Annotated in this window: 10 protein-coding genes and 1 pseudogene; 8 read left to right on the forward strand and 3 right to left on the reverse strand. The window is 51.8% G+C overall.

Annotated elements, in window-relative coordinates; all coding sequences use genetic code 11:
- Window positions 1-19 precede the first annotated feature (19 nt).
- Together sbcC and sbcD are read right to left on the reverse strand one after the other, a co-directional pair.
- A complete protein-coding gene (gene sbcC / locus IX31_RS10490; RefSeq protein WP_034457900.1) occupies window positions 20-3175 on the reverse strand; it encodes an exonuclease subunit SbcC in 3156 nt (1051 codons plus the stop codon).
- Complete coding sequence (gene sbcD, locus IX31_RS10495) at window positions 3172-4389, reverse strand: exonuclease subunit SbcD (RefSeq protein ID WP_034457902.1); 1218 nt, start codon at window positions 4387-4389, stop codon at window positions 3172-3174. The genes sbcC and sbcD overlap by 4 nt, the downstream gene beginning before the upstream one ends.
- 188 nt (window positions 4390-4577) lie before the next feature.
- Between sbcD and phoB the strand changes: the two genes are divergently transcribed.
- From phoB to proY, 4 genes are all read left to right on the forward strand, one after another.
- Window positions 4578-5267, forward strand: a complete 690-nt coding sequence (gene phoB, locus IX31_RS10500) for a phosphate response regulator transcription factor PhoB (protein ID WP_034457904.1) — start codon at window positions 4578-4580, stop codon at window positions 5265-5267.
- 22 nt (window positions 5268-5289) lie between these two features.
- Window positions 5290-6597: a phosphate regulon sensor histidine kinase PhoR gene (gene phoR / locus IX31_RS10505; RefSeq protein ID WP_034457906.1), complete on the forward strand. Its 1308-nt coding sequence runs from the start codon at window positions 5290-5292 to the stop codon at window positions 6595-6597.
- A gap of 418 nt (window positions 6598-7015) precedes the next feature.
- On the forward strand, window positions 7016-8338 hold the full coding sequence (gene brnQ, locus IX31_RS10515) for a branched-chain amino acid transporter carrier protein BrnQ (protein WP_034457910.1): 1323 nt from the start codon (window positions 7016-7018) through the stop codon (window positions 8336-8338).
- 70 nt (window positions 8339-8408) lie between these two features.
- Window positions 8409-9791 (forward strand): proline-specific permease ProY, encoded by a 1383-nt coding sequence (gene proY / locus IX31_RS10520; protein ID WP_034457912.1) that lies wholly within the window; start codon window positions 8409-8411, stop codon window positions 9789-9791.
- A 46-nt stretch (window positions 9792-9837) separates the two neighbouring features.
- Here the strand turns inward: proY and IX31_RS10525 are convergent, their stop codons facing one another.
- The gene (locus IX31_RS10525) at window positions 9838-10131 is read right to left on the reverse strand and encodes a YicS family protein (protein WP_034457914.1); all 294 of its coding nucleotides are present in this window, start codon (window positions 10129-10131) and stop codon (window positions 9838-9840) included.
- 172 nt (window positions 10132-10303) lie between these two features.
- Here IX31_RS10525 and malZ point away from each other — a divergent pair, with 172 nt between their 5' ends.
- The 4 genes and pseudogenes from malZ (at window position 10304) to IX31_RS10545 (ending at window position 15394) form a co-directional block, all read left to right on the forward strand.
- Complete coding sequence (gene malZ, locus IX31_RS10530; RefSeq protein ID WP_034457916.1) at window positions 10304-12121, forward strand: maltodextrin glucosidase; 1818 nt, start codon at window positions 10304-10306, stop codon at window positions 12119-12121.
- Window positions 12122-12263: 142 nt separating this feature from the next.
- Window positions 12264-12905, forward strand: coding sequence for a hydrolase (locus IX31_RS10535; RefSeq protein WP_034457918.1), 642 nt, complete (start codon window positions 12264-12266; stop codon window positions 12903-12905).
- A gap of 55 nt (window positions 12906-12960) precedes the next feature.
- Window positions 12961-13503, forward strand: a complete 543-nt coding sequence (locus IX31_RS10540; RefSeq protein ID WP_034457919.1) for an antibiotic biosynthesis monooxygenase — start codon at window positions 12961-12963, stop codon at window positions 13501-13503.
- Between the two features lie 23 nt (window positions 13504-13526).
- Window positions 13527-15394 (forward strand): annotated as a pseudogene (locus IX31_RS10545) (amidohydrolase).
- Window positions 15395-15450: the final 56 nt, after the last annotated feature.

Genomic DNA, 15450 nt, shown 5'->3' on the forward strand with positions numbered 1-15450 from the left:
GCAGCGTCATCCGCAAAAATCAACCGACAGCAAACTCCTTCGCGAGGCGACTCACGCCCAATCCGTTAATTTTCTTCACCTTAATCTGCACTGGAATACGTTCTTTCATCGCTTCAACATGGCTAATTACGCCTATGGTTTTGCCGCTTGCATTTAAAGTGTCGAGTGCATCCAGCGCAGTATCCAGCGTTTCGGCGTCCAGCGTGCCAAAGCCTTCATCGAGGAACAGCGAGTCGATACGCGTTTTATGGCTCACCAGATCGGAGAGCGCGAGTGCCAGCGCGAGGCTGACCAGGAAGCTCTCGCCGCCGGAAAGCGTGCGCGTGTCACGCACCGCATCGGCCTGCCAGGTATCTACTACCTGCAACTCCAGCGCTTCGCTGTCTTTGCGTTGCAGCAGATAGCGGCCATGCAGACGGTTGAGCTGGTTGTTCGCCAGCCACACCAGATTGTCGAGCGTCAGCCCCTGGGCAAACTTACGGAATTTATCGCCTTCTTTTGAGCCAATTAGCGCATTGAGATAACCCCAGTCTTCAACTTGCTGCTGGCACTCAACTATCGCCTGCATCAGCCCTTGCTGGCGCTGGCGGTTTTCCTCGTCATGGCGTAGCTGTTGCTGAATTTGCCCTTGCTGCGTGGTGTTTTCACGTAGTTGCTGATTGCAGTGCGCCAGTTGTTCCTGCAATAAACTCAGTTCCGCCTCCGCCGCCAGTGTTTCCGGGCGAGCTGCAAGGTGTTCTGTCAGCGCTTTTTCTGCCTGCTGGAAAAGAACGGTTTGCTGCTGATGCTGTTGCTCAAGTTGCTGTTTTTTCTGCTCGAGCTGCTGGCGCTCGCTTTCACTTAACAACGCCGCCTGGAATGATTCCACATCAGCAAAGGGGCTTGCGGCAAGCGCAGTCAGGAACTGCTCGTTTGCCTGAGCAAGGCGGGTTTCTTCCTGCTGGAGTTGCTGTTGCAACGTCTGCCACTGGCTTTCCAGTGCGATGCAATCGCTGTGCAGGTTATGCCAGCTTTGTAGCGCCGAAATTTGTACGCTTTCGGATAACGGTGCGGGCTCGCTGCCGTCGTCAATCAAAGCGTTGAGTATGTTTTCCAGCGTGGTCAATTGCTGCTGCAAGTGTGGAAGCTGTTCGTGGCGCTGCTGCCAGTGCTGTGATTCCTGTTGGCGCTCCGCAAGCCAGCTATTTTCTTCGCCACTCGCCGGATGCTGTAAAGCGACATTTTCGAGCGCGGCGTTTAATGCTTCACGCTGGGATGTTATCTCTGCGGCGAGTTTGTCGTGCTGAACTCGCGCCTGCGCAAGTTGCTCTTCCACGGCGATGCGCTGGGTGAGCTGATGCAATTGCTGCTCGCGTTGTTCTTCGCTTGCCAGCCAGTTCTGGAGATCGTCTTCTGGCGCCAGTGCAAGTTGCAAGCTGGCGCACAATTGTTGCCAGCGCGCACGAAGCGCGGTTTCTTCTTCATCCAGCGCCGTGGCTGCGGCAATCAGGTGTTCACGTTGCTTGCGTTGGGTATCAAGCTGGCCCTTCATCGCAAAGCCCGCTTCCGCAAGGCTTGCCACTTCAAGTTTCAGCGTTGCAAGCCGCTGCTGATTTTCACCCGGTTTTATCGCCTGATAATCCGCCACCGCCGGATGCTGCGTGGAGCCACACAGCGGGCAGGGTTCATCGGGCTGCAAATGGGCGCGTTCCGCTTCGAGGCTGACAATTCGTCTTTCCAGCTCGCACACTTTTTCCAGATCGCTTTCGTGCTGGCGGCGTTCTTTATATTGCTGGCGCTTGAGTGCCAGTTCCGCATCACCCTGAGCGATCAGTTTTTCAAGCACGGCGATATCTTGCTGCTGCTGCGTTTTGCGCTTGAGAAGTGAGGAAAGCTGCGGCTTTAGCGTGGCGAGCTGTTGGCGCAGAGGGCGAGCGGCTATCGTCGCTTGTAAATGAGCGCTCACTTCATCTGCATTAAGAGACAACTCAACAACCGGCAGCAGTCCGAGTTTTTTCTGGTTAGCTTCGATATCGCGCTGCAAAGTCTGGAGCTGAGAGGTGTCGCGCTGTTGCTGGCTGAAAGCCATGCGCCAGCCCGCTAATTCCGCTCCCCACAGGCGATAACTGTCGTGCGTTTTGAGCCACTCCTGAAGCTGTGTGTTTTCCTGCGTCAGTTTTGCTGCCTGGCTTGCGGCGGCTAGCCGAGTCTGCTGGCGGCGCACTGTTGCCTGACGTAAGCGAGTATTCACTTCCTCTGTCTGGAGGCGGGTTTTTTGCAGCGTAGTCTGGAGCTCTTGCAGGCGTTGCCAGTCCGGGCGCAGTTTCTCCGCTGGCTGCGCGCGCGTTAGTTTTTCTAATAAAGGTGCCGCTTCTTCAATGGCTCGTGCGGCCGTATTGCGCGCCAGCTCGGATTGCGCATGGTTTTGCGTAAACTGTGCAAGTTGGCTTAGCCATTGTTGGTGCTGCTGGAGTTTGAGCTGTTCTGCCAGCCGTGTTTTTTCTTCTGTAGTGAGTGCCTGCAAACTCCCGGAAAGCTGCTGGCGCTGCTCTTCGCTTAACAGCGCGACACCTGCGGCCTGGGCTTGCAGGTTTTCAAGCTGGCTGCGCACATTCTTATGATTTTCGAACACCGCCGCAGAAACGGTGCCGTAGATTTCGGTGCCGGTGAGTTCTTCCAGCAGTGAGGCGCGGTCATTAGCATCGGCGTTTAAAAACGCGGCGAACTGGCCCTGGGAAAGCATCATCGAGCGGGTAAAACGGTCGTAATCCAGCCCGGTTAGCTTGGCGGTAAGATCGAGCTTATCTTTGACCTTATCGGCAACTATTTTGCCGCTGGCGACTTCGGCCAGCTCCACGCGCGGAGCTTGCAGATTGCCGTTTACCGCATTGCGCGCACGATTCTGGCTCCAGAATGCGCGATACGCCACGCCTTTGACTTCAAACTCCACTTCCGCCAGGCATTCGGCGGTATCCCGCGTCATCAGGTCATTTTGCGACTGGGAGACGGTATTGAGGCGCGGAGTTTTGTGATAAAGCGCGAGGCAGATCGCATCGAGCAGCGTGGTTTTCCCGGCACCGGTTGGCCCGGTAATCGCAAACAAGCCGTTGCTGGCAAAAGGCTCGCTGGTGAAATCAATTTTCCATTCCCCTTTCAGGGAGTTGAGGTTTTTTAACCGCAGGCTGAGAATTTTCATGCCTGTTCCTCCGCGTCATGCAGGCTTGCCACTGTCTGGGCAAACAGAGTGCGCAAACGTTGCGCGCGTTCTTCCGTGGTCTCTTCCTGAATCAGGCGGCGCTCAAAAACTTCTTCCACCGTCAGTTCACTCAGGGTTTCTTTGTGCTGCTGGGCGATAACGCGTTCACGCTGTTCTCGGCTGCGGCGCAGCAACACCACTTCAACGGGCAATGTTTCAGTGAGTTGCTGAATATGGCGCTGCATATCATGCAGATATTCATCGGTGGCGATTTCAATATCCAGCCACACTTTGGGCTCTGTGGGGGCATCGCGCCACTGCGTCAGCTGTTGTTCTATTTCGCTAAGAGAGCCTTTGATCACCGCCAGCGGCTGGCTGACGGGTACATTCAGCGCGTTGACTTCATGCAGTTTGCCTTCGGCAAATTCCACCAGATAAACGCTTTTGCTTTTGCCGGTTTCATCAAAACTTAATGGAATTGGCGAGCCGCTATAACGGATATGTTCAGTGCCGCCAATTAATTGCGCACGGTGAATATGGCCCAGCGCGATGTAATCCGCCTGCGGGAAGTGCTGCGCCGGGAAGGCATCGAGCGTGCCGATATAAATGTCGCGCACCGCATCGCTTTTGGTCACGCCGACCGTCGTTAAATGTCCGGTGGCAATAATCGGCAGCTTTGCATCAGCGCGTAAATCGCAGGCCGCGCTATAACACTGTTGATAATGCTCGCTGATGGCTTCCATTAATGAACGCTGTTTTTCATGGCCGGATAAACCCGCCTGGCTGCTTTGAATATCGCGTGGGCGCAAAAATGGAATAGGGCAGAGAATCGCACCGGGTTGACCACTTTTGGATTTTAGAACAATAGCTTGCTGGCTGGTATCATGGCGAGCACTGGCAATAACATATGTATTCAGGCACGCCATCAGTTCGCGGGATTCGTTAAGCGTCGCGACGGAGTCATGGTTTCCGGCCAGCACCACGAGTGAGCAGCCCGTTGCCTGGAGTTGCACCACAAAGCGGTTATATAGTTCACGCGCATAGCTCGGTGGCGAGCCGGTATCAAAAATATCGCCCGCGACAATTATGGCATCCACATCATGCTCGACTGCGGCTTTCAGCAACCATTCAAGAAACGCCTGGTGCTCAGGACCGCGGCTTTTGGTATAAAAATTTTGACCCAGATGCCAGTCTGATGTGTGAATAATGCGCATTACTTGTCCCGTGGTTCAAAAGCGTAGCCGCGATTATAAAGCGGATACGGAATAACGGCATAACTGAGTGTCATAATTCAAAGTGATGGGTCATCTGGCGGTCATGTTTTTCATAAATCTGTCATAAATCTGACGCATAATGGCGCCGCATTGAAACAACAATAATTATTCCTTGAGCAGGGCGAATCATGGCGAAGCGTATTTTAGTCGTAGAAGATGAAGCTCCAATCCGTGAAATGGTGAGCTTTGTGCTCGAGCAAAACGGTTTTCAACCTGTAGAAGCGGAAGATTATGACAGTGCAGTGAATCTGCTTATTGAACCCTTTCCTGACCTGATATTGCTGGATTGGATGTTGCCGGGTGGTTCGGGGATTCAGTTTATCAAGCACCTGAAACGTGAAGCATTAACCCGTGAAATACCGGTGATGATGCTGACGGCGCGTGGGGAAGAAGAAGATCGCGTGCGCGGCCTGGAAGTTGGGGCCGATGATTATATTACTAAGCCGTTTTCCCCGAAGGAGCTGGTGGCGCGAATTAAAGCTGTGATGCGGCGTATCTCGCCAATGGCGGTGGAAGAGGTAATTGAGATGCAAGGGCTGAGTCTGGACCCATCATCGCACCGGGTAATGACTGGCGAAAACCCACTGGATATGGGGCCAACCGAGTTTAAGTTATTACACTTCTTTATGACGCACCCGGAGCGTGTGTATAGCCGTGAGCAATTGCTTAACCATGTGTGGGGCACCAATGTTTATGTCGAAGACCGAACGGTGGACGTACATATTAGGCGGTTACGCAAAGCACTCGAACACAGTGGACATGACAGAATGGTACAAACAGTACGCGGTACGGGTTATCGGTTCTCAACCCGCTTTTAATTCCTTATCAGGAGAGTGACGCGTGCTGGAACGGTTGTCATGGAAAAGGCTGGTACTGGAGCTGGTGCTCTGTTGTATACCGGCCGTCATTTTAGGCCTTATTTTTGGTCATTTACCCTGGTTTTTATTACTGGCGGTCACTGGGCTGCTGGTTTGGCATTTCTGGAATTTGTTGCGTCTATCGTGGTGGTTATGGGTTGATCGCAGCATGACGCCTCCTCCGGGGCGGGGGAGTTGGGATCCATTGCTCTACGGCCTTCACCAGATGCAGTTGCGTAATAAAAAACGCCGCAAAGAGTTAGGTAACCTGATTAAGCGCTTTCGTAGCGGTGCGGAATCATTGCCTGATGCGGTTGTGCTGACCACCGAAGAAGGGACGATTTTTTGGTGTAATGGTCTTGCTCAACAGTTATTAGGGTTGCGCTGGCCGGACGATAACGGGCAGAACATCCTTAATTTGCTGCGATACCCGGAATTTACCCGCTATTTGTCACAAAAAGATTTTTCCCGCCCACTGACACTTGTGCTCAATAATGGCCGTCATCTGGAATTTCGCGTAATGCCATACAGCGACGAACAGTGGCTGTTGGTGGCGCGTGATGTGACTCAGATGCACCAGCTTGAAGGGGCGCGCCGTAACTTTTTTGCCAACGTCAGCCATGAACTGCGGACACCATTGACAGTGCTGCAAGGTTACCTGGAAATGATGCAGGATCAGGCGCTTGAAGGGCCATTGCGGGACAAAGCGCTAGGTACCATGCGTGAACAAACTTCACGAATGGAAGGCCTGGTTAAGCAACTTCTGACACTGTCAAAAATTGAAGCAGCCCCGGCGATGGTGCTCAATGAAAAGATTGATGTCCCACTGATGTTGCGTGTGGTGGAGCGCGAAGCGCAGACTCTCAGCCAACAAAGACAGACGTTAGAGTTTGATATCGACTCAACCTTGAAAGTGTTTGGTAATGAAGAACAATTGCGCAGTGCGATTTCGAACCTCGTTTACAACGCGGTAAACCATACGCCAGAGGGCACATATATTACGGTGAGCTGGAAACGGATTGCAGGTGGTGCGTGTTTTAGTGTTGAAGATACGGGGCCTGGCATTTCAGCTGAACATATTCCGCGCCTGACTGAGCGTTTTTACCGCGTAGATAAAGCGCGTTCACGGCAAACCGGTGGTAGCGGGCTGGGGCTTGCGATAGTGAAACATGCTTTGAGCCACCACGACGCACGCCTGCACATTGAAAGCCAGTTGGGTAAAGGAACAACATTTTCCTTTGTACTGCCTGAGCGTCTTATCGTGAGCGAAAAAGTGATTCAGACAGAGTAGTTTACTCAAATGGTGTCAAAATAACTTTCCGCAGGCCAGTTTTCTGGCCTGCGTTTTTTTTGCTCAAATGTAAATCAATAATACTCAGTTGGCTATAATTTGACCGCACAAACAACCATGATGTTTTCTTATGAATAAACTTATCCTCTAAATTACTGGCTAATTTAAGGATATCAATCTGGTTTTGGGATCCCTTCTTGCCTTCATTCGCTATAAGCGTTTTAATTGCGGCCCTGTAATTAGTAGACCGACTGGATTTGAGTGGTAATTCAAACAACTATTCTTCTCCACCGATCCCGGAAAGGATTTTCCGCTGTCGTAACTACTGATTGCCGCTTTTATGCCGAGTTTAAAAGTATAAAAATTTGAATATTTTCAAAACTTTCAACACCACACATCCACAGGCTGCAAATATTTTATGACCCATCATTTGAAATCTCGTGACATCCTCGCACTGGGCTTTATGACCTTTGCGCTGTTTGTTGGAGCAGGCAATATCATTTTCCCACCTATGGTGGGTTTACAGGCTGGCGAGCATGTCTGGATTGCCTCACTTGGCTTCCTGGTCACTGCGGTCGGCCTGCCAGTTCTGACCATTGTCGCCATCGCCCGCGTAGGGGGTGGTATTGATAGTTTGAGCTCGCCGATTGGCCGTCGTGCTGGTGTCATATTAGCCACTGTTTGTTACCTGGCCGTTGGTCCACTGTTTGCGACACCGCGTACAGCGACCGTCTCCTTCGAAGTCGGGATTGCGCCACTGGTTGGCAGCAGTGAACTTGCGCTGTTTATCTACAGCCTGGTTTATTTTGCCATTGTTATGGCCATCTCTTTGTATCCGGGCAAATTGCTCGATACCGTCGGCCATGTGCTGGCTCCGGTAAAAATTGTCGCGCTATTGGCGTTGTCAGTCGGTGCGATTCTGTGGCCTGCTGGGGGTATCAGCACCGCGACTGAAGCGTACCAACATGCAGCGTTTTCAAACGGCTTCGTCAATGGTTATCTGACCATGGACACGCTGGCATCTTTGGTCTTCGGGATTGTGATTGTTAACGCGGCGCGCTCGCGTGGCGTTACAGAATCTCGTCTGCTGACTCGCTATACCATCTGGGCTGGCCTGATTGCAGGTGTCGGCTTAACGCTGATTTACTTAGCACTGTTCCGCCTGGGTTCAGACAGCGCAACGCTGGTCGCTGACCAGAATGCGAACGGTGCGGCGATTCTTCATGCTTATGTTGCTCACACCTTCGGTGGTGCCGGTAGCTTCTTCCTTGCCGCACTGATTTTCCTTGCATGTATGGTAACGGCGATTGGCCTGACTTGTGCGTGTGCTGAATTCTTCAGCCAGTACTTACCACTGTCTTACCGTTCGCTGGTGTTTATCCTTGGATTGTTCTCGATGGTGGTATCAAACCTTGGTTTGAGCCATTTGATTCAGATTTCGATTCCCGTGCTAACGGCGATTTACCCACCGTGTATTGCGCTGGTGGTGCTGAGCTTCACCCGTCCGTGGTGGCATAATTCAACTCGCGTTATCGCTCCGGCGATGATCATCAGTACCTTCTTTGGCATTATTGATGGGCTTAAAGCATCGGCAATCAGTAGCATTCTACCGGAGTGGACTTCGCGCCTTCCGTTATCCGATCAAGGCCTGGCATGGCTGATTCCGACCATTATTATGGTGGTGATTGCCATCGTATGGGACCGCGCCGCAGGGCGACAGGTGGCATCCGCCGCCCACTAAAAATTAGAATTATGTTCAACCACGGGGCTTAGCTCCGTGGTTTTTTTATTGTTAAGCAGGTATGGAATCAATGGAAAACGCTAATAAACTCAAGCGCGGCTTGAGTACCCGGCACATACGCTTTATGGCGTTGGGCTCGGCAATTGGCACCGGGCTGTTTTATGGCTCGGCAGACGCAATCAAAATGGCTGGCCCAAGTGTATTGCTGGCTTACATCATTGGCGGGGTGGCGGCATATATCATTATGCGTGCACTCGGCGAGATGTCGGTTCATAACCCTTCAGCCAGTTCATTCTCCCGCTATGCGCAAGATAACCTTGGCCCATTAGCCGGGTATATCACTGGCTGGACCTACTGTTTTGAGATCCTGATTGTGGCGATTGCGGATGTTACCGCCTTCGGTATCTATATGGGGCTATGGTTCCCGGCAGTGCCGCATTGGGTCTGGGTATTGAGCGTAGTGCTGATAATCTGCGCCATTAACCTGATGAGCGTGAAGGTGTTCGGTGAACTGGAGTTCTGGTTCTCGTTCTTCAAGGTTGCCACCATCATCATCATGATTGCTGCCGGCATCGGCATTATCGTGTGGGGGATTGGTAACGGCGGCCAGCCAACAGGTATTCATAACTTATGGAGCAATGGCGGCTTCTTCAGCAATGGCTGGATAGGCATGATTATGTCGTTGCAGATGGTGATGTTTGCTTACGGTGGTATTGAAATCATTGGCATTACTGCCGGTGAAGCGAAAGACCCGCAGAAGTCGATTCCACGTGCGATCAACTCTGTTCCTTTACGTATTCTGGTGTTCTATGTGGGCACGCTGTTTGTCATCATGTCGATTTACCCGTGGAACCAGGTTGGGACGGAAGGTAGCCCGTTCGTGCTGACTTTCCAGCATATGGGGATAACGGCTGCGGCAGGCATTCTGAACTTTGTTGTTATCACGGCCTCGCTTTCAGCCATTAACAGTGATGTGTTTGGTGTGGGTCGTATGCTGCACGGTATGGCAGAACAAGGCAGTGCGCCGAAAGTGTTCGCCAAAACCTCCCGTAACGGTATTCCGTGGGTCACGGTATTAGTGATGTGCTGTGCGCTGTTACTGGCTGTGGTGCTTAACTACTTAATTCCAGAAAACGTCTTCCTGGTGATCGCGTCGTTGGCAACATTTGCCACGGTGTGGGTATGGATAATGATTCTGCTTTCGCAGATCGCTTTCCGTCGCAAACTCTCTCCTGAACAGACAAAGGCGCTGAAATTCCCGGTGCCAGGTGGTGTTGCGACCACAGCTGTTGGGCTGGTGTTCCTGGTATTTATTATCGCGCTTATCGGCTGGCACCCGGATACCCGCATTTCGCTGTATGTTGGCTGTGTGTGGATAGTTTTGCTGTTGGTGGGTTGGATATTCAAACGCCGTCAAATCCTGGCCGCAAGCGAGAGTAACAGCGGGATTTAATCGCAGCAGTAAGGTGGACTAGCGTCAGCGACGTCCACCTTATTATTTACATCTCCGGGCATTCCACTTTACTTATCGCATCCCAGTAGTTTTTCTCGTTGCTGCGCTCAAGCGCAATTCTCGCCTCACGGATATAGCCTTTGTTATCCTCATTAGAGAGGATTTTATTCGCCCAAACCTCATCAGAAACCTTCTTCTGCGGGTGACAAGTCCTCTTCAGGTCACTGACAATTTGTTGTTTATATTTTCCAAACTGTAGAGCTTCATACGTCGAATCTGCCAGAGAGTTGGCAGACCAGGTCACACAAAGAAGCAGGGTAATATTTCGGACGATAGACATAGCAGCCTCCTGCACAGTGAGAATATTCTCACTATAGGTAGGGCTAACTTATTAAGCAAACGGCTCAATTTCTCATCCCCCGCTTTCATCCCCCAATAAAAATAGCAACGATGAGTGATAGCCAGCTACGCTGTGGCAAGGTGGCGGCAATAAATTTTCTGGGGATACGATTATGTTGAATGCCTGGCACCTTCCGGTGCCCCCTTTCATACAAACACGTAAAGACAAGTTGTATATCACGCTGTGGGTTTCTGGCGATGATTTACCGCAGCGTGTAGTTCTGCGTTACGAAAAGGATAATGAAGAAACCTCAATACCGATGACGCGCCAAAAAGTGGCTCCCGAAGAGGGTGTGGTGGCATGGCGCGGTGTGATTGATCTCACCGAAGGGCAGCCGCGTCGACGCTACAGCTTCAAGCTACTGTGGTTGGACAAGCAGCGCTGGTTAACACCACAAGGTTTGAGGTCAATTCCGCCTGCAAGACTTGAGCAATTTGCCATTGATCTGCCCGATGATGGCCCGCAGTGGGTGCAGGATCAGATCTTCTATCAGATTTTCCCCGATCGTTTTGCGCGTAGTGAGCAACGCACTCCAGAGCAGGATCAGGTTTATTATCACCATGCGGCAAAACGCGACATTATTTTGCGCAATTGGGACGATCCGCTGAGTGGGGATGCTGGAGGATCGACATTTTACGGCGGCGATCTGGATGGTATTAGTGAAAAACTGCCATATCTGAAAAGGCTGGGCGTCACCGCGCTCTATCTCAATCCGATCTTCACCGCACCGAGCGTACATAAATACGATACTCAGGATTATCGCCATGTAGACGTGCAGTTCGGCGGCGATCACGCCTTTTTACGTCTGCGTAAAAATACTCAGAAATACGGTATGCGCCTGATGCTCGATGGGGTGTTTAACCACAGTGGTGATACGCATCAGTGGTTTGACAGGCAGCAAACTCATGGAGAAGGAGCGAGCCACAATCCACAATCTCCATGGCGTGATTTTTACAGCTATAACCAGCAGGGGCATGCGCTCGACTGGCTTGGCTATTCCAGCTTGCCAAAACTGGATTACCAGTCTTCCTTGTTGGTTGATGAGGTTTACCAGGGAGAAGACAGTATTGTGCGCCACTGGTTACGTGAGCCGTGGGGGATCGACGGCTGGCGGCTTGATGTGGTGCATATGCTCGGTGAGGCAGGTGGGGCGCGGAATAACTTCCTGCATGTCACGGGTATTACCAGGGCTGCAAAAGAGACCAATCCAGATGCCTATATATTGGGCGAACATTTTGGTGATGCGCGGCAGTGGCTACAGAATGACACTGAAGATGCGGCAATGAACTACCGTGGCTTCACCTTCCCGCTGTGGGGGTTCCTCGCTAACACCGATATTTCCTACGATCCGCAGCATATCGACGCACAAACATGTATGGCCTGGATGGATGAATATCGTGCGGGGCTTTCTCAGCAGCAGCAATTGCGCATGTTTAACCAGCTTGATAGCCATGACACTGCACGTTTCAAGTCGATACTTGGAAAGGATATTGCTCGGTTGCCTCTGGCAGTGGTATGGCTTTATTGCTGGCCGGGCGTGCCTTGTGTTTATTACGGTGATGAAGTCGGCCTGGATGGTAATAACGACCCGTTCTGCCGAAAACCATTCCCGTGGGATCCTGATCGGCAAGATCTGGATTTGCTGGCGCTTTACCAGCGTTTAGGAAAGTTGCGCCATAAGAGCCGTGCTTTGCGCCATGGCGGTTGCCAGGTGATTTATGCGAACGCTGATGTGGTGGTATTTGCGCGTGTTTATCAAAACGAACGCGTGCTGGTGGCGATTAACCGTGGCGAACAAATTGATGTCACGTTGCCGTGGAATCCGCTGCTAAACGGCATAACCTGGACACAACGAGAAGGTGAAGCGCAGCTGGATAATCACCGATTGTCACTACCTGAAGTTTCCGTTTCTCTCTGGCAAAGTCTCTGATTCTGTAACCGGTTTCCCTTTTCGTCAGGCGAGGGGGGAAACTGGTGCTATTCTTATTTCTCGTCCCCCTTCATCACTACCATTCAGGCTAGATATTTCCAGCTCTCATGCCCTCCGGGCCCACTGATTCTGAGGAAACACTATGTCTATACGTGAACTGATCGACCCCACTAACTCCACGCTGATTTTTATCGACCACCAACCGCAAATGTCTTTTGGCGTGGCGAATATCGACCGGCAAACGTTGAAAAACAACACGGTGGCATTAGCAAAAGCGGGCAAGATTTTTAACGTTCCCACCATTTTCACCTCGGTCGAAACGAAAAGCTTCAGCGGTTACATCTGGCCCGAACTTCTGGCTGTTCACCCCGAAATAACCCCAATAGAACGTACCTCAATGAACTCCTGGGAAGATGCCGCTTTTGTTGCAGCGGTGAAAGCGACCGGGCGCAAGAAGCTGATTATCTCTGCGCTGTGGACGGAGGTATGCCTGACATTCCCGGCGCTAATGGCGTTGGAAGAAGGGTTTGAAGTTTACGTGGTAACTGATACTTCGGGCGGGACTTCTGTCGATGCGCACGAACGCTCGATTGATCGCATGGTGCAGGCGGGAGCGGTTCCAGTGACCTGGCAACAAGTATTGCTTGAATATCAACGTGACTGGGCGCGGCGTGATACATACGACGCTGTAATGGATCTAGTGCGAGAGCACAGTGGCGCGTATGGCATTGGCGTGGATTACGCTTACACCATGGTTCATGGCGCGCCAGAGCGGAAAGCCTGATTCATTGCGGCAGGCATTTCCCTGCCTTCTATTTTCTTTGCATCAGGAATAGCCCATGGCTGACAACAATACTGTCACGCTTGTGATTACCCACGCCCTGAAAGCGGGCCAGGCTGCGCGTTATGAAGAGTGGCTGGCGAAAATCATGCCCGCTGCGGCACGTTATCCGGGGCATCGTGGCGTGCATGTCATTCGCCCAACGGCCGGAAATGACGTATACAACATCGTTATCCGCTTCGATACACTGGAAAATCTCACCGCCTGGACGAAATCGGCCGAACGTGAAGCATTGGTCGAGGAGATCAAACCGATCCTCAGCCAGGACGACCATCTGGAAGTACGCACCGAAAACGCATTTTGGTTCACCCCGGAAACACCGACGATCAAACGCCCGGCTCAGTGGAAGCAATTCCTGATAACGCTGGCCGTCATTTTCCCAAGCACTAACGTGGTGCCACGTATCACAGCCCTGGTTTTTCCTTCGCTGCATGGTTCGCTTTTATTACATCTCATCAATGACGCGTTAGTGGTGGCGTTGGTGGTGTGGTTATGGATGCCAATCATGACGCGCCTGTTTGCAGGCTGGTTGAAAAAATAACGTTCCAATGAGGAGAACAGGTTATGTCGCAATCTGCTTCATTAATTCTCACTAACGGTCAATTTCATACCCTTGATAGCGAAGCACCGCTGGCCGAAGCGGTGGCAATCAAAGACGGCAAAATTATCGCAGTAGGGAATGAGTCGTGGGTGATGAGCTTTGCGAGTGGGGAAACACAGCGAATTGATCTTAAAGGCCATACGGTAATACCAGGACTTAATGACTCACATTTGCACCTTATTCGTGGTGGGCTCAATTACAACCTGGAGCTACGTTGGGAAGGTGTGCCATCACTTGCGGATGCACTACGGATGCTAAAAGAGCAGGCCTTGCGTACCCCTTCGCCGCAGTGGGTGCGTGTGGTTGGAGGGTGGACGGAGTTTCAGTTTGCTGAGCGCCGTATGCCAACGCTTGAAGAACTCAATGAGGCAGCTCCAGATACGCCCGTTTTTGTGCTGCATCTTTATGACCGCGCACTGCTAAACAGGCGGCGCTTAGAGCGGTGGGCTACACCAAAGAGACGCCTAATCCGCCGGGCGGTGAAATCATGCGTGACCGCCATGGCAATCCAACGGGGATGCTTATCGCCAAACCGAATGCAATGATCCTCTATTCAACACTGGCTAAAGGGCCGAAATTACCGCTGGAAATGCAGGTAAACTCGACACGTCAGTTTATGCGAGAACTCAACCGCTTAGGTGTAACCAGCGCCATTGATGCTGGTGGTGGTTTCCAGAATTACCCGGAGGACTACCAGATTATCGACCAGCTTCACGCGCAACAACAGATGACGGTGCGTATTGCCTATAACCTGTTTACCCAGCGCCCGCAGCATGAACTGGAAGATTTTGAAAAGTGGACCGATATGCTGAAACCGGGGCAGGGAACGGATTTCTATCGCGCCAATGGAGCCGGAGAAATGCTGGTCTTTTCCGCCGCCGACTTTGAAGACTTTTTGCAACCACGTCCGGATTTACCAGAGGGTATGGAGCAAGAGCTGGAACGTGTGGTACGCCATTTAGTAGAACATCGTTGGCCATTCCGTTTGCATGCGACCTATAACGAGTCCATCAGTCGGATGCTGGGCGTCTTCGAAAAGGTGGATCGTGATATTCCGTTTAATGGTTTGCATTGGTTTTTCGATCATGCAGAAACGATTACCGAGAAAAATATCGAGCGAGTTAAAGCGTTGGGCGGTGGGATTGCTGTGCAGCACCGTATGGCTTTTCAGGGGGAATATTATGCCGCACGCTACGGAACACAGGCGGTTAAGCAGACGCCACCCGTCGCGAAAATGCTCTGTGCTGAATTGCCTGTTGGGTTAGGCACAGATGCGACACGAGTTGCCAGCTACAATCCATGGACCGCGCTCTACTGGCTAGTTTCAGGGCGTACCGTGGGTGGCATGCAAATGTATGACGACAATAACCGGCTATCGCGTGATGTTGCGCTGGAATTGTGGACGGCGGGCAGTGCGTGGTTTTCCAGTGAGCAGGGCAAAAAGGGTCGAATTCAAACCGGGCAACTGGCGGATTTAGTTGTGCTGTCGAAAGACTTTTTCAGCGTGACGGAAGAGGAAATCAAAGGCATTGAATCATTGATGACACTGGTGGATGGCAAAGTGGTTTACGCAGCCGGTGTGTTTACGTCACTGGGACCGCCGGCAATTCCGGTCGTGCCTGAATGGTCACCCGTGGCAAATGTCCCCGGACATTATCGAAGCGATCCGCCAATAGCCGCAAAAGTGGGCATAGCTGCGCAGGTTCATCAGTGTTGTGGGGGTTGTAACGTGCATGGTCACCAGCATGATGCAGCGCGTAAATCGGCGATACCGGTTTCTGACGAAGGGGCATTCTGGGGCGTGATGGGTTGTTCTTGTTTTGCGTTTTGAGTAGATTTAAACCATTAAAAAGGCCGCTTGTGCGGCCTTTTTCGTCAAAAACGTTT

Source organism: Buttiauxella noackiae (genome assembly GCF_000737905.1).
GTDB lineage: Bacteria > Pseudomonadota > Gammaproteobacteria > Enterobacterales > Enterobacteriaceae > Buttiauxella > Buttiauxella noackiae.

Bases quoted from the DNA above. Each gene is read 5' to 3' on its own strand.
- sbcC (WP_034457900.1), bottom strand. From the start codon at position 3,175: ATGAAAATTCTCAGCCTGCGGTTAAAAAACCTCAACTCCCTGAAAGGG.
- sbcD (WP_034457902.1), bottom strand. From the start codon at position 4,389: ATGCGCATTATTCACACATCAGACTGGCATCTGGGTCAAAATTTTTAT.
- phoB (WP_034457904.1), top strand. From the start codon at position 4,578: ATGGCGAAGCGTATTTTAGTCGTAGAAGATGAAGCTCCAATCCGTGAA.
- brnQ (WP_034457910.1), top strand. From the start codon at position 7,016: ATGACCCATCATTTGAAATCTCGTGACATCCTCGCACTGGGCTTTATG.
- proY (WP_034457912.1), top strand. From the start codon at position 8,409: ATGGAAAACGCTAATAAACTCAAGCGCGGCTTGAGTACCCGGCACATA.
- IX31_RS10525 (WP_034457914.1), bottom strand. From the start codon at position 10,131: ATGTCTATCGTCCGAAATATTACCCTGCTTCTTTGTGTGACCTGGTCT.
- malZ (WP_034457916.1), top strand. From the start codon at position 10,304: ATGTTGAATGCCTGGCACCTTCCGGTGCCCCCTTTCATACAAACACGT.
- IX31_RS10535 (WP_034457918.1), top strand. From the start codon at position 12,264: ATGTCTATACGTGAACTGATCGACCCCACTAACTCCACGCTGATTTTT.
- IX31_RS10540 (WP_034457919.1), top strand. From the start codon at position 12,961: ATGGCTGACAACAATACTGTCACGCTTGTGATTACCCACGCCCTGAAA.